Origin of the sequence: Streptosporangium album, from assembly GCF_014203795.1 — a bacterium.
Classification (GTDB): Bacteria; Actinomycetota; Actinomycetes; order Streptosporangiales; family Streptosporangiaceae; genus Streptosporangium; species Streptosporangium album.
In genome coordinates this window covers 2,643,797-2,665,755 of sequence record NZ_JACHJU010000001.1, presented here as the reverse complement: position 1 = coordinate 2,665,755, position 21,959 = coordinate 2,643,797, and the positions used below count along the sequence as shown (strand labels likewise).

At 69.9% G+C, this 21,959-nt stretch carries 21 protein-coding genes, 2 pseudogenes and 1 riboswitch; of the genes and pseudogenes, 14 read left to right on the top strand and 9 right to left on the bottom strand.

Annotated elements, in window-relative coordinates; all coding sequences use genetic code 11:
* The first annotated feature begins 234 nt into the window (after window positions 1–234).
* From folP to FHR32_RS12580, 5 genes are read left to right on the top strand one after another with little or no spacing between them, the layout of a single operon-like run.
* Window positions 235–1,086 carry a dihydropteroate synthase gene (folP, locus tag FHR32_RS12600; RefSeq protein ID WP_184754474.1) on the top strand — a complete coding sequence of 284 codons (852 nt, stop codon included), beginning with the start codon at window positions 235–237 and terminating at the stop codon, window positions 1,084–1,086.
* Entirely contained in the window at window positions 1,083–1,520 is a 438-nt protein-coding gene (locus FHR32_RS12595) for a nuclear transport factor 2 family protein (RefSeq protein ID WP_184754473.1), read from the top strand. The genes folP and FHR32_RS12595 overlap by 4 nt, the downstream gene beginning before the upstream one ends.
* Window positions 1,517–1,879: a dihydroneopterin aldolase gene (gene folB, locus FHR32_RS12590; RefSeq protein WP_184754472.1), complete on the top strand. Its 363-nt coding sequence runs from the start codon at window positions 1,517–1,519 to the stop codon at window positions 1,877–1,879. Before FHR32_RS12595 ends, folB begins: the two co-directional genes overlap by 4 nt.
* Entirely contained in the window at window positions 1,876–2,376 is a 501-nt protein-coding gene (folK, locus tag FHR32_RS12585) for a 2-amino-4-hydroxy-6-hydroxymethyldihydropteridine diphosphokinase (RefSeq protein WP_184754471.1), read from the top strand. Before folB ends, folK begins: the two co-directional genes overlap by 4 nt.
* Window positions 2,373–2,822, top strand: a complete 450-nt coding sequence (locus FHR32_RS12580; RefSeq protein ID WP_184754470.1) for a DUF3180 domain-containing protein — start codon at window positions 2,373–2,375, stop codon at window positions 2,820–2,822. Before folK ends, FHR32_RS12580 begins: the two co-directional genes overlap by 4 nt.
* A 92-nt stretch (window positions 2,823–2,914) precedes the next feature.
* Here FHR32_RS12580 and FHR32_RS12575 read toward each other — a convergent pair whose 3' ends face one another.
* From FHR32_RS12575 to FHR32_RS12565, 3 genes are read right to left on the bottom strand one after another with little or no spacing between them, the layout of a single operon-like run.
* Window positions 2,915–4,042 (bottom strand): acyltransferase family protein, encoded by a 1,128-nt coding sequence (locus tag FHR32_RS12575; protein ID WP_184754469.1) that lies wholly within the window; start codon window positions 4,040–4,042, stop codon window positions 2,915–2,917.
* Between the two features lie 32 nt (window positions 4,043–4,074).
* On the bottom strand, window positions 4,075–5,271 hold the full coding sequence (locus FHR32_RS12570) for an NADH-quinone oxidoreductase subunit D (RefSeq protein WP_221465376.1): 1,197 nt from the start codon (window positions 5,269–5,271) through the stop codon (window positions 4,075–4,077).
* 18 nt (window positions 5,272–5,289) lie between these two features.
* Complete coding sequence (locus tag FHR32_RS12565) at window positions 5,290–6,633, bottom strand: aminotransferase class V-fold PLP-dependent enzyme (protein WP_246466856.1); 1,344 nt, start codon at window positions 6,631–6,633, stop codon at window positions 5,290–5,292.
* 62 nt (window positions 6,634–6,695) lie between these two features.
* Window positions 6,696–6,811: riboswitch (SAM riboswitch) on the bottom strand.
* Between the two features lie 128 nt (window positions 6,812–6,939).
* Between FHR32_RS12565 and FHR32_RS12560 the strand changes: the two genes are divergently transcribed.
* Together FHR32_RS12560 and FHR32_RS12555 are read left to right on the top strand one after the other, a co-directional pair.
* On the top strand, window positions 6,940–7,725 hold the full coding sequence (locus FHR32_RS12560) for a TerC family protein (protein WP_184754468.1): 786 nt from the start codon (window positions 6,940–6,942) through the stop codon (window positions 7,723–7,725).
* Window positions 7,726–7,928: 203 nt separating this feature from the next.
* The gene (locus FHR32_RS12555) at window positions 7,929–9,128 is read left to right on the top strand and encodes a cytochrome P450 (protein ID WP_184754467.1); all 1,200 of its coding nucleotides are present in this window, start codon (window positions 7,929–7,931) and stop codon (window positions 9,126–9,128) included.
* Between the two features lie 34 nt (window positions 9,129–9,162).
* Here the strand turns inward: FHR32_RS12555 and FHR32_RS45930 are convergent.
* The 3 genes and pseudogenes from FHR32_RS45930 to FHR32_RS12540 all read right to left on the bottom strand — a co-directional run.
* Window positions 9,163–9,432 (bottom strand): annotated as a pseudogene (locus FHR32_RS45930) (hypothetical protein); the annotation flags it as partial.
* 56 nt (window positions 9,433–9,488) lie between these two features.
* Window positions 9,489–9,605 (bottom strand): annotated as a pseudogene (locus tag FHR32_RS44310) (NAD-dependent epimerase/dehydratase family protein); the annotation flags it as partial.
* Between the two features lie 91 nt (window positions 9,606–9,696).
* Complete coding sequence (locus FHR32_RS12540; protein ID WP_184754465.1) at window positions 9,697–10,668, bottom strand: SAM-dependent methyltransferase; 972 nt, start codon at window positions 10,666–10,668, stop codon at window positions 9,697–9,699.
* 219 nt (window positions 10,669–10,887) lie between these two features.
* Between FHR32_RS12540 and FHR32_RS12535 the strand changes: the two genes are divergently transcribed.
* The 3 genes from FHR32_RS12535 (at window position 10,888) to panD (ending at window position 13,258) form a co-directional block, all read left to right on the top strand.
* On the top strand, window positions 10,888–11,778 hold the full coding sequence (locus FHR32_RS12535) for a Rossmann-like and DUF2520 domain-containing protein (protein WP_184754464.1): 891 nt from the start codon (window positions 10,888–10,890) through the stop codon (window positions 11,776–11,778).
* Window positions 11,769–12,626, top strand: coding sequence for a pantoate--beta-alanine ligase (gene panC, locus FHR32_RS12530; protein WP_184754463.1), 858 nt, complete (start codon window positions 11,769–11,771; stop codon window positions 12,624–12,626). Before FHR32_RS12535 ends, panC begins: the two co-directional genes overlap by 10 nt.
* Window positions 12,627–12,829: 203 nt before the next feature.
* Window positions 12,830–13,258: an aspartate 1-decarboxylase gene (gene panD, locus FHR32_RS12525; RefSeq protein WP_184754462.1), complete on the top strand. Its 429-nt coding sequence runs from the start codon at window positions 12,830–12,832 to the stop codon at window positions 13,256–13,258.
* A gap of 113 nt (window positions 13,259–13,371) precedes the next feature.
* Here the strand turns inward: panD and FHR32_RS12520 are convergent, their stop codons facing one another.
* A complete protein-coding gene (locus FHR32_RS12520; RefSeq protein WP_184754461.1) occupies window positions 13,372–14,493 on the bottom strand; it encodes a hypothetical protein in 1,122 nt (373 codons plus the stop codon).
* Window positions 14,494–14,843: 350 nt separating this feature from the next.
* Here FHR32_RS12520 and FHR32_RS12515 point away from each other — a divergent pair, with 350 nt between their 5' ends.
* From FHR32_RS12515 to lysX, 3 genes are read left to right on the top strand one after another with little or no spacing between them, the layout of a single operon-like run.
* A complete protein-coding gene (locus tag FHR32_RS12515) occupies window positions 14,844–17,393 on the top strand; it encodes an L-aspartate oxidase (protein WP_184754460.1) in 2,550 nt (849 codons plus the stop codon).
* Window positions 17,393–18,175: a type III pantothenate kinase gene (locus FHR32_RS12510; RefSeq protein WP_184754459.1), complete on the top strand. Its 783-nt coding sequence runs from the start codon at window positions 17,393–17,395 to the stop codon at window positions 18,173–18,175. The genes FHR32_RS12515 and FHR32_RS12510 overlap by 1 nt, the downstream gene beginning before the upstream one ends.
* Before the next feature lie 24 nt (window positions 18,176–18,199).
* Window positions 18,200–19,702, top strand: coding sequence for a bifunctional lysylphosphatidylglycerol synthetase/lysine--tRNA ligase LysX (lysX, locus tag FHR32_RS12505; RefSeq protein WP_184754458.1), 1,503 nt, complete (start codon window positions 18,200–18,202; stop codon window positions 19,700–19,702).
* 140 nt (window positions 19,703–19,842) lie between these two features.
* Here the strand turns inward: lysX and FHR32_RS12500 are convergent, their stop codons facing one another.
* Window positions 19,843–20,469 carry a TetR/AcrR family transcriptional regulator gene (locus FHR32_RS12500; RefSeq protein WP_184754457.1) on the bottom strand — a complete coding sequence of 209 codons (627 nt, stop codon included), beginning with the start codon at window positions 20,467–20,469 and terminating at the stop codon, window positions 19,843–19,845.
* 169 nt (window positions 20,470–20,638) lie between these two features.
* Between FHR32_RS12500 and FHR32_RS12495 the strand changes: the two genes are divergently transcribed.
* Window positions 20,639–20,887: a helix-turn-helix domain-containing protein gene (locus FHR32_RS12495; protein WP_246466120.1), complete on the top strand. Its 249-nt coding sequence runs from the start codon at window positions 20,639–20,641 to the stop codon at window positions 20,885–20,887.
* Window positions 20,888–20,908: 21 nt separating this feature from the next.
* Here the strand turns inward: FHR32_RS12495 and FHR32_RS45925 are convergent, their stop codons facing one another.
* Entirely contained in the window at window positions 20,909–21,955 is a 1,047-nt protein-coding gene (locus FHR32_RS45925) for a C40 family peptidase (RefSeq protein WP_312882293.1), read from the bottom strand.
* Window positions 21,956–21,959: the final 4 nt, after the last annotated feature.

The window sequence follows — 21,959 nt, the reverse complement described above, 5'->3', positions numbered from 1 at the left end:
CCCCTCGTCCGGGCCGCCACGGCGGTCCGGACAGGGCGTCTGCGCTGTGCTGCGGTTCGAAAGTCCCCCATGCCCGTCGTGCTCGGGCTAATATCTCCACACTTGCCAACGTCCGGCATGATCCGAACGCTCTCCGATCAGCTGACCGGGACAAATAGGGGCGGGAAGATTGGTTATGGCACAAGCTGGACCCGCAGGATGGGCGAAGAGCGCGCAACGCCTAGGCTTGTCCGCATGACTACGTGGAATGTGCCCGGCATGCCTGATGAGGGCCGATGTCTGGTTATGGGCGTGGTCAACGTGACCCCTGACTCCTTCTCCGACGGCGGCCGGTGGTTCGACCCGGCGACAGCCGTACGGCACGGCCTGGAGCTGGTCGAGCAGGGCGCCGACATCGTTGACGTGGGCGGGGAGTCCACCAGGCCCGGGGCGGCGCGGGTGTCGCTCGAAGAGGAGCTGGCCAGGGTCGAACCGGTCATCAGGGAGCTGAGCCGGGAGGGCGTCACGGTCAGCGTCGACACCATGCGGGCCGAGGTCGCGCAGGCGGCCGTGGCGGCGGGGGCGAAGCTGGTCAACGACGTCAGCGGCGGGCTGGCCGATCCGGCGATGCCACGGGTCGTCGCCGCGTCCGGAGTGCCGTACGTGGTGATGCACTGGCGGGGACACAGCCACGCCATGAACAGCAGGGCGGTCTACGGCGACGTCGTGACCGAGGTGCGGGAGGAGATCGCCAAGCGGATCGCCTCCGTGCTCGCCGAGGGGGTGTCCGAAAGTCAGATCGTCTTGGACCCCGGGCTGGGCTTCTCCAAGAACCCCGAACACAACTGGGCCCTGCTCGCCGGGCTCGACCAGCTCGCCGAGCTGGGCTACCCGCTTATCATCGGGGCCTCACGGAAACGTTTTCTGGGACGGCTGCTCGCGGACCAGGACGGCACGCCGCGCCCTTTCAGCCGTAGTGATGACGCCACGCTCGCCGTGACCGCCCTTGTCGCAGAGGCAGGGGCATGGTGCGTGCGGGTGCACAACGTAGGCCCGAACGCGGACGCCGTCCGCGTGGCTGCCGCAGTCCAGGGAGCGAGAGCATGAGCGTCGACACCACCGCCGTCGAGACGGTCAACCAGGCGTTCTACACCGCGATCGAGAACGCCGACCTCGACCAGATGACCGAGATCTGGGCCGAGGAGATCGACGGCGAGCAGGTGAGCTGCGTGCATCCGGGGTGGCCGATCGTGAACGGCCGTCAGGAGGTGCTGCGCTCCTGGGCGCTCATCATGGCCAACACCCCCTACATCCAGTTCGTGCTGACCGACGTCCGCGTCATGGTCATGGGTGACGTGGCCGTGCTCACCTGCGAGGAGAACATCCTCACCGCGGGCGACGAGGGCGACTCCAGCTTCGCCGCGGGCAAGGTGGTGGCGAGCAACACCTTCATCAGGACGTCGGCGGGCTGGCGGCTCTGGCTGCATCACGGCTCGCCGGTGCTGCAGGGTGACGAGGAAGAAGAGGAGGAGGCCGCGTGACGGACCGGATCAGTGTGAAGGGCCTGCGGGCACGGGGACGGCACGGCGTGCTGGCCGCGGAGCGTGAGCTCGGCCAGGAGTTCGTCGTCGACGCCACACTCTTCCTCGACACGGCAGCCGCGGCGGCCGGAGACGACCTCACCCGGACCGTGCACTACGGCGAGCTGGCCCAGGACCTGGTCAAGGTCGTGGAGGGGGAGCCGGTCAACCTGATCGAGACCCTGGCCCAGCGTCTGGCGGACGTCTGCCTGGCCCGTGAGCAGGTCCTGTCGGCGGAGGTGAGCGTGCACAAACCCGCCGCACCGATCCCGCTGCCGTTCGACGACGTGATCGTGACAATCACACGGAGCCGGGCATGAGGGTCGTGCTGGCGCTCGGCAGCAACCTGGGTGACCGGTTCGACACGCTGCAGGGCGCGCTCGACTGCCTCTTCGACGCGCCCGGCCTCGACTTCGTCGCCGTCTCACCGGTCTACGAGACCGAACCGGTCGGCGGTCCCGAGCAGGGACCGTACCTCAACGCGGTGGTGATCGCACAGACCTCCATCATAGAACCTCTGACGCTCCTCGAGCGTGCTCTGGGCGTGGAGAACGCCTTCGGCCGGGTCCGGACGGAGCGCTGGGGCGCGCGCACCCTGGACGTCGACCTGATCACGGTGGGGGACGTCGTCTCCGACGGCCCCGAGCTGACGCTGCCGCACCCCAGGGCGCACGAGCGCGCGTTCGTGCTGGTGCCGTGGTCGCAGGTCGATCCCGACGCGGTGCTGTCCGGGCGCAGGGTCGCCGACCTCCTGGCAGGGCTCGACCAGGCCGGCGTACGGCTCCGCGCCGACCTGACGTTGCAGAGGCCCGTTTGAAGCCCACCCGTCCCGGCGTGCTCGTCGGTCTCGTCGTCCTGTTCGCGGTCATCACCTGGGCTCTCCTGAAACCCCTCTACTCATCCCTGCCGACCGTGCCGTGGACCGCGATCCCCACGGTGCTCCTGCTGGCGGTCGGCGAGATCTACAGCGGGTGGATGACGAAGGCCAGGATCGAGCGCAAGGGGGACACCGAGCCCGTCGAGCCGCTGGCCGTGGCCCGGCTCGCCGCCCTCGCCAAGGCCTCCGCGTACGGCGGGGCGGCCTTCGGCGGCGTCTTCGCCGGGTTCGCCCTCTACACCGTCGACCTGCTGGAGCAGAGCGTGCCCCAGCGCGACTTCCTCATCACCGGAGGCTCGTTCCTCGGCTGTGTGGTGCTGGTCGGCGCCGCCCTCTATCTGGAGCACTGCTGCAAGGTCCCGAAGGACCCCGAAGAGGACCGTTAACCCCGTTCCCCACGTGATCAGCCGTGCCGGTACGCCGTGGTCCATCCCTGCTCGGGCCGGCTGGCCGAGCAGGGCCGGGCGCCCAGCGGAGTCTAGGCCCGCGTCCTGTCCGTCTTACGTCGCCGGCCGAACAGCATGATGACCGGGAGCGTGCACACCAGCGCGCCGCCGACGGCAAGCGGCCGCTCCAGCCACCAGAACAGGTCAGGTGGCGACCCCCGTCCGGTGGGGCTGCCGGACAGCCACCAGGTCAGCGCCACCCAGATCGCCATGCCGGTCGTGTGGAACAGGAACAGCGGCAGCGCGAACCTGTTGACCGTCTCGTTCACGCGCTGCCATCTCGGATGTTCCAGCAGGCGCTCCATGGAGGGCCGCACCACCTCCACCAGGCCGATCTGGAAGATCAGCAGGGCCACGATGACGAAGGTCGGCGGCGCCATGTTGGAGAGCTTGTCGCCGGGAACGCCCACCATCGAGCCCGGGTAGATGCCCGAGTAGACCAGGCCGAACAGCGCGAACAGCCCGGTCCACAGGATGGCGACGTCGAACCGGCGGGGGAGCGCCACCACCCTGGCGTAGAAGAAGCCCGCCTGGTGGGCCAGCCCCCAGACAATGATCATGTTGAGCCAGCCCACGGCCTCGTAGCCGTAGCGCAGCCGCAGCACGTCGACCACCAGGGCGGCCCCGGCGAGCCAGATCAGCGCCAGCACGTCGTAGCGCCGGTGCAGCCAGAGCGCGAGCGGGAGCAGGGCGATCAGCACGAGATAGACGCCGATGAACCAGAGCGGACTGATGACGAGGAGGACGACTCGGTCCATCCACTCGATCCCGAACGCCCACGTCACGATCGCGCCCAGAACGATCCAGGTCCCGGCCAGCACCAGTGCCGGGATCGCGAGACCGCGGATACGCCGCCACACGAAGGTGCCGAGGCCGACCCCGCGCTCGCACGCGCGGTTCCACGACAGCAGGTGGACGTATCCACCCACGTAGAAGAAGAGCGGCAGCACCTGGAGCAGCCAGGTCAGGATCCACAGTCCCGAGGTGAAGCCCAGCGGGCTCGTCGGCGAGGGGCCGTCCGGTCCCCACTGCAGGATGGTGAACGCCCAGTGCCAGACGACCACGACGATCAGGCTGAACGCCCGGAGCCAGTCGACGTATCGGTCCCGCGGCGGCCCGGACGTCACCGGGGGAGCCGCCGCATCGTCGTGTCCGCCCATGCGGCCATGATGTGCCTTGCCGCCCGCTTCCGCTACTTGTCGATGTCGCCCACGACGAAGAACATCGACCCGAGGATGGCGACCATGTCGGCCAGCAGGTTGCCCGGGAGCATCTCGCGCAGCACCTGGACGTTGTTGTAGGAGGCCGAGCGGAGCTTCATCCGCCACGGCGTCTTCTCGCCGCGGGAGACCAGGTAGTAGCCGTTGATGCCGAGCGGGTTCTCGGTCCAGGCGTAGGTGTGTCCCTCGGGGACCTTGAGCACCTTGGGCAGGCGCTGGTTGATCGGCCCCTGCGGCAGCTCCCTGAGCCGTGCCAGGCAGGCGTCGGCCAGGTCCAGGGAGACCTTCACCTGCTCCAGCAGCACCTCGAACCGGGCGTTGCAGTCTCCGGCCGACCGGGTGACGACCCGGACCGGCAGCTCGCCGTAGGCGAGGTAGGGCTCGTCCCTGCGCAGGTCGAAGTCCACCCCGGAGGCGCGGGCGATCGGGCCGCTCACGCCGTACTGCATGATCGTCTCGCGGCCCAGCACGCCCACCCCGAGCGTGCGGGCCAGGAAGATCTCGTTCCCGGCGATCAGGTTCTCGATGTCGGGCAGCCGCCGCCGCACGTCCGCGACGGCGCGCGAGGCACGGTCCGTCCACCCTTCGGGCACGTCCTCCTTGAGGCCGCCGACCCGGTTGAACATGTAGTGCATCCGCCCGCCGGAGATCTCCTCCATCACGGCCTGGAGGGTCTCGCGCTCACGGAACGCGTAGAAGACCGGGGTGATCGCGCCGAGCTCCAGCGGGTAGGAGCCGAGGAACATCAGATGGCTGAGCACCCGGTTGAGCTCGGCCATGAGCGTGCGCATCCAGACTGCCCGGACCGGCACCTCCATGCCGAGCATCCGCTCCACCGCGAGCACCACGCCCAGCTCGTTGGCGAAGGCCGACAGCCAGTCGTGCCGGTTGGCCAGCACGATGATCTGCCGGTAGTCACGCACCTCGAAGAGCTTCTCCGCGCCGCGGTGCATGTAGCCCACGATCGGTTCGGCCGCGCTGATCCGCTCTCCGTCCAGCGTGAGGCGTAGCCGCAGCACCCCGTGCGTGGACGGGTGCTGCGGCCCGATGTTGAGGACCATGTCCTCGGTCGCCAGCTCCTTGCCGGACGTCGCGTGCACGGCGCCGGCTCCGGCGCCGATGCCCACGCTGATCTCCCGGGGCGCGCCTGTGGCGTGACGGTCGGTCATAAGGCCCATGCTGTCATGTCAGCCCCGCGAGACAAGCTCCCGCAGGGCGGCGACCAGACGGTCGACGTGCTCGGTGGTGGTGCCGATCCCGATCGAGGCGCGGACGGCGGAGGCGGTGACGTCGTCGCAGCCGCCGTCCTTGGCGCCGAGGAGGTGGCGGACGAAGGGGTGGGCGCAGAACTTGCCGTCGCGCACGCCGATGCCGTACGTCCCGGACAGGACCTCGGCGACCTCGCGGGCGGTGAAGCCGTCCACCACGAAGGAGACGATGCCGACGCGAGGGTGGTCGGGGCCCCACAGGGCCAGCTCGTGGACGCCCTCGACGGCGCCGAGCCCGGCACGGAGGCGGCCGATGAGGCGCTCCTCCTCGCGGAGCAGCGCGTTCCAGCCGGTGGCGGTCAGCGCGTCGCAGGCGGCGGCCAGGGCGATGGCACCGAGGACGTTGGGGGTGCCGGCCTCGTGACGGGCCTCGGGGTCGGTGTGCCACTCGGTGGCGTCGTCGTCCACGGCCTTCACGGCGCCGCCGCCGCGCAGGTACGGCTCCGCCTCCGACAGCCAGTCGGCGCGGCCGATCAGCGCCCCGACGCCGAACGGGGCGTAGAGCTTGTGGCCGGAGAAGACGACGTAGTCCAGGTCCAGCGCGGTCAGGTTGAGACGACGGTGCGGGACGAGCTGGGCGGCGTCGACGAGGATGCGGGCGCCGTGGCGGTGGGCGATGTGGGCCAGGGCCGCGATCGGCCAGAGCTCGCCCGTGACGTTGGAGGCCGCGGTCACGACCAGCAGCTTGGGGCCGTCGATCCCGCCCAGTGCCTCGTCTGCGGCGCGGACGGCCTCGCCGGGGAAGGCGGGGGGCGCGAGCCGTACGGTGTCGGCCCAGGGCAGGAGCGAGGCATGGTGCTCGGTGTCGAAGACCACGGCGGTGGTCCCCTCGGGCAGGCTGCGCGCCAGCAGGTTGGTCGCGTCGGTGGTGTTCCGGGTGAAGATCACCGAGTCGCAGGGGCGGGCCCCGACGAAGGCGCGGACGGTGTGCCGGGCCTGCTCGTAGCGGGCCGTGGTGAGCTGGGAGGCGTATCCGGCACCGCGGTGGACGCTGGAGTAGGCCGGGAGCGCGGCGGTGACGGCGGCGCTGACCGGCTCCAGACAGGGGGCGCTGGCGGCATAGTCGAGGTTGGCGTAGCGGACGAGCCTGCCCCCCTTGACGGGGACCTCAAGGTCCGCACCGAGCACCGCGGGGACCCGCCGGTCGTCGGTTGTGCGGGTCGCGGGGACGGCCGGGGTGGCGGTCGCGGCGGCTTCGGCGGTGGTGGACGCGCGGCTCGCCGGAGCGGTGCCGACGGCGGCGGTGGTGGTGAAGATCGTCAGTGCGGACACGCCAGGTCTCCTGTCGAGGTCATCGGACCCCAACCCATGGCGTTGATGTGTGGAGCCCGCGCTTGCCCGGCACACCTCGTGCCGGACCAGGTCCTCACCCGGGGCACCCCGCCGCGGACGCGAGGGTTGCCGGCCAGCGAGCCGGGGCTTGTCACTGGCACTCATGACCTACGTGGGAACTATAACCGACGCACGGCCGGGCATCGCAAGCGGAAAAGCGCCGGTTCCGGAACTCGCGGCGGTTCCCGTTCGTCCAGGCATTGACCGCACGGGCCTGGTGAAATGAGGGAGTCAGTGATGGATTGGGTGACCAACCCGGAGATATGGATAGGGTTCGTCACCCTTGTCGGCCTGGAGATCGTGCTGGGCATCGACAACATCATCTTCATCTCGATCCTGGCGGGCAAGCTCCCCGCGGAACAGCGCGACAAGGCCCGCAAGCTGGGCCTTCTCGCCGCCCTGGTCAGCCGGCTGGCGCTGCTGCTGGCACTGTCCTGGGTGGTGAAGCTCACAGCGCCGCTGTTCGAGGTCTTCGGCCATCCGATCTCGGGACGGGACCTCATCCTGATCTTCGGCGGGCTGTTCCTGCTGGGCAAGAGCGTCTTCGAGATGCACGACAGCCTCGAGGGCAAGTCGGGTCACGCCGGTGCCAGGGTCGCCTCCTCCTTCACCGCGGTGATCCTCCAGATCATGGTCCTGGACGTCGTGTTCTCCCTCGACTCGGTGATCACCGCGGTCGGCATGGTCGACGAGCTGGGCGTCATGGTCGCCGCCGTCGTCGTCTCGGTCATCGTGATGCTCTTCGCCTCCGGCCCGATCAGCCGCTTCGTGGACAAGCACCCGAGCATCAAGATGCTCGCCCTGTCGTTCCTGGTGCTGATCGGCGTCGTGCTCATCGCCGAGGGCTTCGAGCAGCACATCTCCAAGGGCTACATCTACTTCGCGATGGCGTTCTCGCTGGCCGTGGAGCTGCTGAACATCCGGATGCGCGGCAAGTCGGACGGGGAGAAGCCGGTCGAGCTGCACCAGCGCTACGAGCCGGACCAGCAGGCCGGATCCCAGAGCGGCCTCGCAGGCCTTTAGGAGGGGATGGCGGAGGCCTGGGGCCTGTTTCGGGCTTGGCGTCGGGCGGGACGAGGTGGGCCAGAAATATCGCAGCATGCGCCTATACATCAGGCTTGGCTATGTCAGCAGCGAGCGGCCGGTGAAGCCGCCTCCGGTGGCCGGCCGGATACTGGGCGACCTGTAGGGGCACCATCGCCGACCAGCGTGATTACGATGTTTGCGTGCACTTTGATCCTTGGAATCCGGAATTCGTCGCCCACCCCTATGACGTCTACGCCGAGCTGAGGCGGCGGCGGCCCGTCAGCTTCTTCGAGCCGACCGGCCAGTGGCTCGTCGCCCGGCACGCCGACGTCAACGCGCTGCTGCGCGACCGCAGGCTCGGCCGCTCCTACCTGCACGTGGCCACCCACACCGAGTTCGGCAGGCCGGACGACCCCGGTTTCCAGGACCCGTTCTGGCGGGTGGTCAGAGCCGGGATGCTCGACGTCGAACCGCCGGTCCACACCCGGCTCCGGCGGCTGGTGTCCAAGGCGTTCACCCCGCGCATGGTCGAGGCGCTGCGCCCCAAGGTCGCCCGGATGGCCGGCGAGCTGGTGGAGGGGTTCGTCGAGCGGGGTGGGGGAGACCTGATCGCCGAGGTGGCCGAGCCGCTCCCGGTGACCGTGATCGCGGAGATGCTCGGCGTGCCCGAGTCCGACCGGCACCTGCTGCGGCCCTGGTCCGCCGACATCTGCGGCATGTACGAGCTCAACCCCTCGGTCGAGGCCCAGCACACCGCCGTGCGCGCGGCCGAGGAGTTCTCCGACTACCTCGTCGGGCTGGCCCGCGCCCGCCGGGCGGACCCCGGTGACGACCTGATCAGCGCGCTGGCCCTGGTGGCCGACGAGGGCGACAGGCTCACCGAGGAGGAGCTGGTCGGCACCTGCGTGCTGCTGCTCAACGCCGGGCACGAGGCCACCGTCAACGTCACCGGCAACGGCTGGTGGTCGTTGCTGCGCAACCCGGCCGAGCTGGAACGGCTCCGCGCCGACCACGGCCTGCTGCCCACCGCGATCGAGGAGCTGATGCGGTGGGACACCCCGCTGCAGATGTTCGAGCGCTGGGTGCTGGAGGACATCACGGTGGGCGGGGTGGACATCCCGCGCGGCGCGGAGGTCGCCCTGCTGTTCGGTTCGGCCAACCGCGACCCCGAGGTGTTCGCCGACCCCGACCGCCTCGACGTGGGCCGGGCGGACAACCCGCACATCTCCTTCGGAGCGGGCATCCACTTCTGTCTGGGCGCGCCGCTGGCCAGGGTCGAGCTGGTCGAGTCCTTCGGCGCTCTGCTGCGCAGGGCGCCGAAGCTGGAGCTTGTCACCGAGCCCACCTGGGGGCCGGGCTACATCATCCGAGGCCTGGACTCCCTCCAGATGCGGGTTTAGGGCCAGAGCCGCGCTCCGGCGGGCTCAGGGCGGGTCATCGGCCGGTCCGCACGTGGGCCGGCTTGCCGGGATTGAGCACGCCGAAGATCCCATGGATGCGTCCGTCACGGATGTCGAAAGTGACGAGCTGCTCCTGACCTCCGATGACCGACCAGAGCGCGGGTCCGCCGTTGGCCTCCCTGGTGACCCAGGCCGACCTGAGCTGGTCGAGCGCGAGACGGGACACCACGGTGACCAGGAAGGCCCGTGTCTGCCGGATCTCGGTCCGGTCCGTGCGCATCCAGCGCAGGTAGGCGTCCTGGACGACGTCTCCAGCGCCGCCACGACCGCGCTGGCCGCATCCTGGGCGTGGGTGAAGGAGAACATCGCCGTGCCCTTTCCGACGATCGGCACCTCACCCGCGTGGACCTGGCGGACGAACGAGCCGTCGGCGGCGTAGGTCGAGCCGGGGCCGTACAGGTGCCCGAACCGCAGCACCAGCCCGCCCGTCTCGGCGGTGAGCCGTTCCAGCTCCCGCAGTGCTTCCAGGACGGGCGCGAACTGCTTGGGAGGCTCCCGCCAGAGGCGATCACGAGCAGAAGCGGTCCTGGGCGAGCCAGCCGAAGCCGCCCAGCCCTTCGGGAGCGATCAGCTCCGCCTCCTGCGATGCCCTGGCCAGAGCCTGGAGGTAGCCGCGCGGGTCGGTGCGGGCGAGGTCGACGGGCGGGCGGGACCCGGTGACACCGAGGGCGCGCAGGGCCTGGCGCTGCGTGGTCAGGGCCGTCGTGACGGCGCCGGCGCGCTCCCCGGCGGCAGCGCAGGCGTCCAGGGCCACGTGGGCGGTGATGTCGCACGAGCCGTCCGGTACGGGGGCGGCGATCGCCCCGTCACGGTAACCGGTCAGCGTGCCGTACGGCGGGCGGCCGTCCACAGGGTGTGCGTAGTCGATCGCGATCGCCCGTCCGCGTGCCAGCCGTACGATCACCGACGCCCAGGCCTCGTCACGCGGCCTGCCGATCTCGGCCCGCTCGCCCGTCTCTCGCATCGGCCACCACCGGTCCAGCCAGGCCAGATCGGCCTCCTGCGGCCTGTCCCCGAGCCGTTCGGCGCCGTCTGAGGGGTCGACCAGGACCAGGCGGGGGCCGTCGGCCGTCTGCTCGGCGACGTCCAAGGGCACGTTGTCCAGCCATTCGTTGGCCACCACGAGGCCACAGATCCCGTCCGGTACGGCTGCCGCCCAGCCGATCTCCCCGGGAAGCCGGGCGGGGCGGTCGGCCAGATCCACCCCGGTCACCCGTAACCGGGAGCGGAGGCCGGGGGGCGCTGCGGCGAGCACCCGGCTCGCCAGCCCGCCCTCGCCCGCGCCGACGTCCACCAGGTCGAGTGCCGGCGGGCTGCCGAGCGCGTCGTCCACCGCGACCAGCTCGCGCAGCACGGCCTCGGCGAAGACGGGGGAGGCGCCGACGGAGGTCCGGAAGTGTCCTGAGGGACGCTCGCGCAGGTAGAAGCCGTTCTCGCCGTAGAGCGCCTGCTCCGTCGCGGCGCGCCAGGTAAGCCACACGCCCCCAGACGCTACCGGAATGCGGGCCGGTGCTCCGGTCCTCAGCCCGGGGAGCGCGTCACAGCTTCTCGCTGCCGGGAGGCGGGATCCCCGACGGAGAAGGGCCTGGGGACCCGCCGCCGTTTTCGGACACGTGACTTTGCGTGGCTGCGACCGTCAGGCCCGTTACGCTGGTCAACTGGGCATGGAGCCTCCTATGTGGTCGAAGGACGGGACATCATGGACGCAGGTGCTCGCCCGGCACGGCTGGCCGTCGGAATCGTTGGAGCGGGCCGGGTCGGTTCGGCGCTGGGTGCCGCCCTCGCGCGGGCGGGCCATCGGATCGTGGCCGCCAGCGGGGTCTCCGACTCCTCCAGGGAGCGGGCGGCCGAGCGGCTCGGCCTGACCCCCACGCGCCCGGAGGACGTGGTGGCCGCATCGGACCTCGTCCTGCTGACGGTCCCCGACGACGCGCTGCCCGACCTGGTCTCCGGCCTGGTCGGCACGGGTGCCGGACTGCGCGGCAAGCTGGTGGCCCACACCAGCGGGGCGTACGGCCTAGGGGTGCTGAACCCGGCGATCAAGGCGGGGGCGCTGCCACTGGCGCTCCACCCTGTGATGACCTTCACCGGCAAGGACGACGACCTCCGCCGGCTCGTCGGCATCTCCTACGGCGTCACCGCGCCCGATCAGCTCCGTCCGGTGGCCGAGGCCCTGGTCATCGAGATGGAGGGGGAGCCGGTCTGGATCGCGGACGAGGACCGCCCGCTCTACCACGCCGCCCTGGCGAACGCGGCCAACCACATGGTGACGCTGGTTGCGGAGTCCTCGGAGCTGCTGGAGAAGATCGGGGTGGAGCAGCCGGGCCGGATGCTCGGCCCGTTGCTGGGCGCGGCCCTGGACAACGTGCTGCGGCTCGGCATCGCCGGGTTGACCGGCCCGGTGGTGCGCGGAGACGCCGGCACGGTCCGCAAGCACGTGGACGCGCTGATCCTGGCGGCACCCGAGGCCGCGGACGCCTATGTGGCCCTCGCTAGGCTCACGGCGGACCGGGCGCTGGCGGCCGGGCTACTCAAGCCCGAGGCCGCCGAGCGCCTCCTGGACGCCCTGGGAGGCAACATATGGACGTGATCGTGGCGGGTGACCGCGCGGAGCTGGCCGAGGCGAGGCGGGCGCTGGGGATCGGCGGCGGGTCGTCTCCGGCGAAGGCGGCCCTGGCGCTGGTGCCGACCATGGGCGCGTTGCACGAAGGACACCGTTCGCTCATGCGGCTGGCCCGGGAGAAGGCCGAGCACGTGGCCGTGAGCGTCTTCGTGAACCCGCTGCAGTTCGGCCCCAACGAGGACTTCTCCCGCTATCCCCGGACCTTCGACGCCGATCTGGAGGTCTGCGCCGCTGAGGGTGTGAGCATGGTGTTCGCCCCCGCCGCCGAGGACATGTATCTACCGGACCGGCAGGTCGGCGTCTCGGCAGGGAAGATGGGCACGGCCGTCGAGGGGGCGTTCCGGCCGGGTCACCTCGACGGCGTGCTGACCGTCGTGATCAAGCTGTTCAACCTGGTCCAGCCGGACGTGGCCGTGTTCGGACAGAAGGACGCCCAGCAGCTCGCGATGATCCGCCGGATGGTCACCGACCTCGACCTGCCGATCTCCGTCGTCGGGGCGCCCACGGTCCGGGAGGCGGACGGCCTGGCGCTGTCCAGCCGCAACCGCTACCTGTCCCCTGAGGACCGCGAGGCGGCACCGGCCCTGTCACGGGCGCTGTCCGCGGGGGCCGCGCAGCGCACGCCGGAGGAGATCCGCCGGGCCGCGCACGCCGTGCTGGCGGCGGAGCCCGCGGTGGCCGTCGACTACCTGGTCCTGGTGGACCCGTCGACCTTCGCGGAGGTCGGCGAGGACCACAGGGGTGAGGCGGTCCTCGCCGTGGCCGCCAAGGTCGGCTCCACCAGGCTGATCGACAACGTGACGGTCACCCTCTGACGGAGTCCCGGCGCCGCGGCCACGCCCGGTCCGGACGGCTCCGATGTTCTCCGGCGGAGCCGCGATCCGCCTATGGTCACAGGGCTCCGGCGCCTATCCGGAGCCTTTCCCCGGCGCGGCGGAGGCCCCGGCGGCCTCGGGTATGTTTCGCCCAGGCGTGCACGCTCGTGAGGCGGCGCGACCGGACGAAAGGTGATCGACCCATGCTCCGCACCATGCTCACATCGAAGATCCACCGGGCCACGGTCACCCAGGCCGACCTGCACTACGTGGGATCGGTGACCATCGACGAGGACCTGCTGGACGCCGCGGGGCTGCTGCCCGGCGAACAGGTGCACATCGTGGACATCGACAACGGCGCCCGGCTGGTGACCTACACGATCGCCGGTCCCCGTGGTTCCGGGATCGTCGGCATCAACGGCGCCGCCGCCCGGCTCGTCCACGTGGGCGACCTGGTGATCGTCATCGCGTACGGCCGGCTCGACGACGCCGAGGCGAGGTTCTTCCGGCCCAGGGTCGTCCACGTCGACGGCGGCAACCGGATCGTCGAGCTCGGCCGGGACCTCGCCGCGGCTCCGGAGCCCGCCACGGATCTCCTGCGCGGTGACGTGCTTCACCGGCCGGCGGGCTGAGACCCTCGTCAGGGGAAGGTGCGCGGGCGGTGGGGTCAGTCGGCGATGTCGGCGATGTCGGCGGCCCGTCCGGCTCTCGCCCGCCTCGTTCGTACGCGTGCGAGCGGGCGCTGTCAGGATGCCGGCTCGTCACGGTCCAGAAGGGGGAACGGCGGGGTGTACAAGATCATGAAATCCCAGTAGTCGCTGCCGTCCTTGAGCCCGTCCTTCTCGTCGGTGTACTTCGGGTTGTCGCTGCGGGTGGTGGGGAGGAGGACCTCGATCTCTGCGGGAAGCATGTCGTAGGCGATTTTCAGCTGCTGGTTGAGTTCGCGCAGGTAGTCGCGGGCGCGGTCGTGTGCGCCGCCGCCCCAGGGGAGCAGCCAGTCCGGCAGGTCGTCGTCGAACTCCCAGTTGCCCAGCTTGACCACGGATTCGAAGTCCACCTGACGTTGGTGGATCACGTTGGCCAGCCAGATGATCGTGTCGCCGGTCGTGCCGATGGCGTAGGCCAGCGCCCTGACGGTGGCGTGCACCTTGCGGAAGGCGTCCAGGGCGAGTTCGGCCGGCTCGCCCTGCCAGGCGCCGGCCAGCTGCCTGGCGTGCTCCTCGACGAGGGACTGCAGGCTGGTCAACCACGTGGCCAGATCGGCGCACGCGCAGCCCTTGCGCAGCATGGTCTCCACCTCGACGCTGTTCAGCATGGCCTTGATCGTGGGTGCGTCGTAGTCCGAGATGTTGTCCTCTTGCCATACGTAGGACTTCTTTTTCCAGGTCTCGTGGCGGACGCCTGCGCCGTTGACGGTGTATCGCAGCACGGAGATGTTCTTGTCGAAGACGCTGTCGGCCATGGCGTAGTTCGCCGAGGTCGCGAAGATCATGTTGCCGAAATTGTTGTAAATCTCCAGGGCGCAATGGGTTCCGCCCACGACGAAGCCGCTGATGCCTGTCAGGGTCTTCCTGAGTGCGGTGAGCGCATCCCACCGCGGGGGGTCGAACTTTCCGATCCGGCCGAGCAGCCCGGCGTGATCGGAATCGGTCATGTCCTGATAGGACCCCAGAGCGGAGGATTTATTGTCGTCCCGGTTGTAGCCATACGCGGTGTCCGCCTCCAGCATGATCGCGTCGCCGACCTTCCTGAGACCGGCGGTGTTGACGTCGATGTCCGCGTGCGGGGAGGGCCACGAGCGGGAGAGCTCAGGACCGCCGTCCCACTCTCGCCACTGTGGCGATACCGGTGCTGGTTCACGTGCCATGGCGATGCCTCCGCTGCGGCGGATAGGGGGTGATCATCGGCTACATGCATGTTATGTAGCTCTGTTACATCCCTGTCAACGGAAGGTGAATAAAGATCAGGAAAACCGCACGCCCTGGAAGTGGTCGACCCGACGCCGCGGATCCTCGGACCCGCCTCTCAGGGAGTCCCGGTGGCCGTGGTCGGCTCTCGGGCCCGCACTCCCGCGACCCGGCGGCGTATGAGCCCGCCGCCGCCGGCCTGGCCGTGAAATGGGCTCCACGGGGCACCCCGGGGAAGAACCGCTGTGCGGCGCGCGTTATCGTCACATTGACGAAATGAAGACCTCTCAACCCCCGCGAGGAGACGGTCATGGCGATCCCTGCCATTCCCCAGAGGTTGACCGCGCCCGCCCCGGGTTGGACGGTCGAGGCGGATGTGGTCGTGGTGGGTTCCGGCATCGCGGGGCTGACCCTGGCGCTGCGGTATGCCGATCTCGACCCCGGCGCGAAGGTCCTGGTCGTCACCAAGGATGTGCTGTCGTCGGGGTCCACGCGCTGGGCGCAGGGCGGGATCGCCGCCGTGCTCGACCCGCGGGACACCCCCGCCGAGCACCTGTCCGACACCCTCGTCGCGGGCGTCGGGCTCTGCGACTCGGAAGCCGTCCGGGTGCTGGTGACCGAGGGCCCCGCCGCGCTGCGCGGGCTGATCGCCACGGGCGCCCGGTTCGACACCGACGACTCGGGCGAGCTCCAGCTCACCCGGGAGGGCGGCCACCGGCGCAACCGCATCGTGCACGCGGGCGGCGACGCCACCGGGGCGGAGGTGCAGCGGGCGCTCGTCCAGGCCGTCCAGGAGTCGGCGATCGAGGTGGTCGAGCACGCGCTCGTGCTCGACCTCCTCAAGGACGCCGGCGGCCGGACCGCGGGAGTCACCCTGCACGTCATGGGCGAGGGCGAACGCGACGGCGTGGGCGCGGTCAGGGCCCGAGCCGTGGTGCTGGCCACCGGCGGCATGGGTCAGGTCTATGCCGCCACCACCAACCCCGTCGTCTCCACCGGCGACGGGGTGGCACTGGCGCTACGGGCCGGCGCCGTCGTCAGGGACCTGGAGTTCGTCCAGTTCCATCCGACCGTGCTCTGGCTGGGCGAGGACGCGACCGGCCAGCAGCCGCTGATCTCCGAGGCGGTCAGGGGCGAGGGTGCGGTGCTGATCGACGCCGAGGGCACCCGCTTCATGGCGGGCGTCCACGAGCTCGCCGACCTCGCGCCCCGCGACGTCGTGGCCAAGGCGATCATGCGGCGGATGCGCGAGACCGGCGCCGACCACATGTATCTCGACGCCCGCCACTTCGGCGAGGAGAAGTGGCGCACCCGCTTCCCGACCATTCACGCGGTCTGCCTGGAACACGGCATCGACCCGGTGACCCAGCCCGTCCCGGTCGCCCCGGCCGCCCACTACGCCAGCGGCGGCGTCCGCGCCGACCTGCACGGCCGTACCAGCGTGCCGGGGCTGTACGCCTGCGGGGAGGTGGCCTGCACCGGCGTGCACGGCGCCAACCGGCTGGCCTCCAACTCGCTGCTCGAAGGACTGGTCTTCGCCGGGCGGATCGCCGAGGACATCCACGCGCGGCGGCACGCCGACTCCCCTGGTACGGCCCCCGGTGAGCCGGTGGCCGACGACCGGCCCGCGGGCCTGGTCGACCCGAGAGCCAGGTCCAGGATTCAGGGGCACATGAGCCGGGGCGCGAGCGTGCTGCGCAGCCAGGAGTCCCTGACCGAGGTGGCCCGCGCCCTGGTGAGCACCCGGTGGACCCCGGTGGCGGTGGAACCGCGCACCGAGTCGTGGGAGGCCACCAACCTGCTGACGGTCGCCTCGGCACTGGTGGCGGCCGCCCGTAATCGCGAGGAGACCCGCGGGTCGCACTGGCGTGAGGACTTTCCCGAACGGAACGATGCCTGGTGGCTGGGCCACCTCGACGTGACTCTGACAGCGGAGGGAATGACCATGACATACGTGCCGCACGGGCAGCGCGAGACGGTGCTGCCGGCACAGGTGGAGACGGACCTTATCGAGGCGGGCCTGGACCCGGCCGCGGTGACGGCGCTCTTCAAGGCCGCCGCCGACGAGGACCTCCAGGCCGCGGGTGACGTCACCAGCCTCGCCACCATCCCGGCGGAGCAGGCCGACACCGCCGACGTGGTGGCCCGCGCGGACGGGGTGGTCTGCGGGCTGGCCGTCGCCGAGGGCGTGTTCTCCTACCTGAGCGGGGGCCGTCTGGTGGTCGAGCGCCGGGTCAAGGACGGCGAGCGCGTCACGCGGGGCGACGTGCTGATGACCGTCACCGGCCCCACGCGGGACCTGCTGACGGCCGAGCGGACCGCGCTCAACCTGCTCACCCACCTGTCCGGCGTCGCGACCCTCACCGGGCGCTGGGTCCGGGCCGTGCGGGGGACGGGAGCGCGGATCAGGGACAGCCGCAAGACGCTGCCCGGGCTGCGGGCCCTGGAGAAGTACGCTGTGCGGTGCGGCGGAGGAGTCAACCACCGTATGTCGCTTTCGGATGCCGCGCTGATCAAGGACAATCACGTGGTGGCCGCGGGTGGAGTGGCCGAAGCGTTCCGGGCGGTGCGGGACGCCTACCCCGGCCTGCCGATCGAGGTCGAGGTGGATCGGATCGACCAGATCGAGCCGGTGCTCGCCGAGGGCGCCGAGGAGATCCTGCTGGATAATTTCACCGTGGACGAGCTGGCGCTGGCCGTACGGCTGGTAGACGGCAGGGCACGCCTGGAGTCGAGTGGAGGGTTGACCTTGGAAATGGCCCATGAGGTGGCCGAGACAGGCGTCGACTACCTTGCCGTGGGCGCGCTCACCCACTCGGCACCGGCTCTTGACATCGCATTGGACCTTCGGGGGAATTGATGCTGCTTGCCATCGACGTCGGTAACACGCACACCGTTCTCGGCCTGTTCGAGGGCGATGAGGTCATCGAGCACTGGCGGATCGCCACCGACGCCCGGCGTACGGCAGACGAGATCGCCGTCGTGCTGCAGGGGCTGCTCGGGCAGTCGCCCCTGCTCAAGGGGACCGACGTCGATGGCATCGTGCTCTGCTCCACGGTGCCGTCGGTGCTCAACGAGATGCGCGAGATGTGCCGCCGCTATTACGGCGACGTCACCGCGGTGATCGTCGAGCCCGGCATCCGCACCGGGGTGCCGGTCAGGATGGACAACCCGAAGGAGGTCGGCAGCGACCGGATCGTCAACGCGCTGGCGGCCATCCAGCTGTACGGCGGGCCGTGCGTCATCGTCGACTTCGGCACCGCGACCTCCTTCGACGCGGTCTCCGCCAAGGGGGAGTACGTCGGCGCGGTGACCGCTCCCGGCATCGAGATCTCGGTGGACGCGCTGGCCGCGGCCGGGGCGCAGCTGCACAAGGTGGAGCTGATCCGGCCGCGTTCGGTGATCGCCAAGAACACGGTCGAGGCGCTCCAGGCGGGCATCATCTACGGGTTCGCCGGTCAGGTGGACGGGATCGTCGAGCGCATGGCGGCCGAGCTGGCCGACGACCCGGACGACGTCACCGTCGTCGCCACCGGCAGCGCGGCACCGCTGGTGGTCAGCGAGGCGCGCTCGATCGACATGCACGAGCCGTGGCTCACGCTGATCGGGCTCCGGCTGATCTATCACCGCAACACCGCCTAGCACAGACATCGGTAACCTTGGCCTGTGACCGATGAAGTGACGAACCCAGCCGAGGATCTGCCCGAGCAGATGCGCGTGCGCCGGGAGAAGCTCGACCGCCTCCGCTCCGAAGGCGTCGACCCCTACCCGGTGAATTTTCCGCGCACCGCGACCAACGCCGAGATCCGTGAAAAATATGCCGATCTCCCCGTAGACACCGCGACCGGCGACAAAGTGGGCGTTACTGGGCGGGTCATGCTCTCCCGGACCGGGGGCAAACTCTGCTTCGCCACCATCCGTGACGGCTCCGCCGACCTCCAGGTCATGATCTCGCTGGACAAGGTGGGGGAAGACTCCCTGGCCGCCTGGAAGCGCGACGTCGACCTCGGTGACCACGTCGGCATCGAGGGCGAGGTCATCACCTCCCGCCGTGGTGAGCTGTCCATCCTCGCCGACCGCTGGGCGATCACTTCAAAGTGCCTGCGCCCGCTGCCGGAGAAGCACGCCGGGCTCACCGACCCCGAGGCGCGGGTCCGCCAGCGTTACCTGGACCTCATCGTCAACGACGAGGCGCGGAAGATGGCCTACACCCGTAGCGCCGTCGTGCGGGCGATGCGTGACTTCTGGCACGGCGAGGGCTACCTCGAGGTCGAGACGCCGATGCTCCAGCCGATCCACGGCGGTGCGACGGCCCGGCCGTTCAAGACCCACATCAACGCCTACAGCATGGAGCTCTACCTCCGCATCGCGATCGAGCTCTACCTCAAGCGGCTCGTGGTGGGCGGGATCGAGAAGGTCTTCGAGATCAACCGCAACTTCCGCAACGAGGGCGCGGACGCCACCCACAACCCCGAGTTCACCATGCTCGAGGCCTACGGGACGTATCTCGACTACAACGACATGGCCGACCTGACCCAGCGGATGATCCAGAGCGCGGTCGTGGCCGCCCTCGGCCACTCCGTGGTGACCCACGAGGGTCAGGAGATCGACCTGGGCCTGCCCGAGTGGCCGAGGATCACCCTCTACGGAGCGGTGTCGGAGGCCCTGGGGCAGGAGATCACCACCGAGACGCCGCTGGAGCAGGTCCGCAAGCACGCGGACACGCACGACATCCACTGGGACCCGAAGTGGGGCCAGGGCAAGCTCGTTCAGGAGATCTTCGAGGAACTCGTCGAGCACACCCTCATCCAGCCCACGTTCGTCATGGACTACCCGCTGGAGACCTCCCCGCTGACCCGCCAGCACCGCGACAATCCGCTCCTCACCGAGAAGTGGGACCTGATCGGGTTCGGCACCGAACTCGGCACCGCCTACTCGGAGCTGGTCGACCCGGTCGAGCAGCGCCGCCGCCTCACCGAGCAGTCCCTGCTCGCCGCCGGGGGCGACCCCGAGGCCATGCAGCTTGACGAGGACTTCCTCACCGCCCTGGAATATGCCATGCCGCCCACCGGTGGCATGGGGCTCGGTGTGGACCGTCTCGTCATGGCCTTCACCGGCAGAAACATCCGCGAAACGATCCTGTTCCCCCTGGTCAAGCCAGCAGGCTGAGCCGGGCGGGGCGTGACCGTTCCCCATGCGGGCGGTGCCGGGGCCAGACCCGGCGCCGTCGCGAGGGCCTGCGCCCGGCTGGGCCCGTACGGCCTGCGGGCCCAGCCGGGGTAAGTCGGCATCGGGAACCCCGTCCGGACTCAGCGCGGTTCCGGCAACGGGTCCGCCGGTCTCACGGGAGTGCGGGCGAGCCCTGCCATCAGCCAGCGCAGTGACTCGGTGAACAGCTGGGGCGGCACTGCGGCGCGGTCGACGCGGCGCTGCATGACGAGCCCCTCGAAGAGTCCGATGATCGCGGTCGCCACGAGGGCGGGATCGTGTCCCCCGCAGTGCGGGGCCACCAGGCGGGCGACCGCCGCACGGGGAGCCCACCAGCGGGCGGCCAGACGGTCGAGTAATTCCGGCCGGGTCAGCGCATAGCGCAGAAACTCCATTTCCAGCGTGCTCCGTACCGTGTGATGATCAGCCACTCCAGCCAGATATGCCCCAAATGCCGCAAAGGTGGTCTCGTCTCCCTCCCATTGGGAGGCGATTTCCCCGACGTGGTCAAGGGGGTGGGAGACCCGCTCGTCAAAGAGCGTGAGGAAGAGCTCGTTCTTTCCGGCGAAATGGGAGTAGAGGGCACCGACCGTGTGGCCGGCCCTGAAGGCGATCTCGTCGACGGAGGCGCCGGCGAAACCTTGTTCTGCGAAGACTTCGGCCGCTGCGGACAACAGACGCTTGCGGGTGCGTGCCTTGGCTTCGCTCCGGCTTAACCGCAAAGGCACCGACATATCATGAGTACTTCACGTAGCGGCCGCTATGTCAATAGCGTCCGCCACCTCTATGGAGAAGAGAACTTGACGACCTTTGAACAAGGCGTTTACCGTTCCTGACGGGCGGCATTGATTCCAACATACTCACGCCTGAGTTTCAGAGCGGGGGGAGCGACTCTAGATGGCATATCCGGAAGTGGATTCCCGTCGCGACGACAGACTCCTGGGCGCGGGCGAGATCGGTCTCAGTGACGAAGATCTCGTGCTCCTGGCAGAACTTGCCAAGGGCGTCACCGTGGACCGGGTGGGGCGTCGTCTCGACATCAGTGGCCGGACCGTCCGGCGCAGGCTCCGCGGGATCTGCGACCGCATCGGCGTGGCCACGGCGATCGAGGCCGTGGCCTGGGCCGCTCGCCGCCGACTGATCTAGGTCCTGTCCCGGTCGCCCGCCTCAGTCCGCGATCCGCACGCCGCCGGCGAAGGGGCGGTTGTCGATCGAGGCGATGTGGATGACGTCACCGGTCTGCGGGGCGTGGACCATCATGCCCGCGCCGATGTAGATCCCGACGTGGTGCAGGTCGCTGTAGAAGAAGACCAGATCGCCGGGGCGCAGCTGGTCTCTGGACACGTGGGTGCCCGCGGTCCACTGGTCACCGGTGTAGTGAGGCAGGCTGATGCCGACCTTCTGGTAGGCCCACATGACCAGGCCGGAGCAGTCGAAGGAGCCGGGCCCCTCGGCGCCCCAGACGTACGGCTTGAGCTGCTGGGTGAGCGCCCAGCGGGCGGCCTCGGCGGCCTTGCCGCTGCCGACGATCGGCACGCTGATCCGCACCCTGCTGCCTATGGTGGTCTTGGCCCGGCTGCGCACCTCGCTGAACAGGTTGCTCTCGACCTTGGCGACCAGACGTTCGATCTTGGTGCGCTTGGTGCCGATCTCCTCGAGGAGTCCCTTCACCTCGGCGGTCCGGGCCTTGGCGCTGGCCTGGGCCCGCTCAGCGTTCTTGATCGCCTGGGCGACCTGGGCGACCTCCTCGCTCTGTTGCTGCTGGAGGGCGTAGCTCGTGGTGGCCCGGTCGAGGAAGGCGTCGGGATCGTTCGACTGGGTGAAGGCGAGAGCCGAGCCCAGCCCGCCCGACATGTAGGAGCGCTGCGCCAGGAGGGTGGCCTTGGTGCGGCGGGAGGCGAGCTCGGACTCGCTGCCGGCGAGGGTCTTCTTGGCCGTCTCCGCGGCGCGCTGGGCCTGCTTGAGCTTGACGCGCCCGCCGTTGTACTGCTCGCTCAGCGTCTCGATCTCGGTGTGCAGCTTCTCGGCCTGCTTGGCGAGTTCCTTCAGGTTGGGCTGCGGGTCGGCGGTGGCCGCGACCAGAGGGGTGCCGAGGGTCAGGGAGGCGAAGGCCAGCCCGATGACCGCCATCCGGCAGGTGAGTCCACGTGAGACGTGTTCCCGGCGGGCATGTCTACCCTCGCGCTTTCCCTCAGGGTTGCGCGTGCGCTTCACCAAC

Coding starts and splice junctions, on each gene's coding strand:
- FHR32_RS12560 (WP_184754468.1), top strand. CDS start 6,940: ATGGATTGGGTGACCAACCCGGAGATATGGATAGGGTTCGTCACCCTT.
- FHR32_RS12510 (WP_184754459.1), top strand. CDS start 17,393: ATGCTGCTTGCCATCGACGTCGGTAACACGCACACCGTTCTCGGCCTG.
- FHR32_RS12520 (WP_184754461.1), bottom strand. CDS start 14,493: ATGGCACGTGAACCAGCACCGGTATCGCCACAGTGGCGAGAGTGGGAC.
- FHR32_RS12575 (WP_184754469.1), bottom strand. CDS start 4,042: ATGGGCGGACACGACGATGCGGCGGCTCCCCCGGTGACGTCCGGGCCG.
- FHR32_RS12535 (WP_184754464.1), top strand. CDS start 10,888: ATGGACGCAGGTGCTCGCCCGGCACGGCTGGCCGTCGGAATCGTTGGA.
- FHR32_RS12495 (WP_246466120.1), top strand. CDS start 20,639: ATGGCATATCCGGAAGTGGATTCCCGTCGCGACGACAGACTCCTGGGC.
- FHR32_RS12570 (WP_221465376.1), bottom strand. CDS start 5,271: ATGACCGACCGTCACGCCACAGGCGCGCCCCGGGAGATCAGCGTGGGC.
- FHR32_RS12515 (WP_184754460.1), top strand. CDS start 14,844: ATGGCGATCCCTGCCATTCCCCAGAGGTTGACCGCGCCCGCCCCGGGT.
- folK (WP_184754471.1), top strand. CDS start 1,876: ATGAGGGTCGTGCTGGCGCTCGGCAGCAACCTGGGTGACCGGTTCGAC.
- panD (WP_184754462.1), top strand. CDS start 12,830: ATGCTCCGCACCATGCTCACATCGAAGATCCACCGGGCCACGGTCACC.
- FHR32_RS12595 (WP_184754473.1), top strand. CDS start 1,083: ATGAGCGTCGACACCACCGCCGTCGAGACGGTCAACCAGGCGTTCTAC.
- panC (WP_184754463.1), top strand. CDS start 11,769: ATGGACGTGATCGTGGCGGGTGACCGCGCGGAGCTGGCCGAGGCGAGG.
- folP (WP_184754474.1), top strand. CDS start 235: ATGACTACGTGGAATGTGCCCGGCATGCCTGATGAGGGCCGATGTCTG.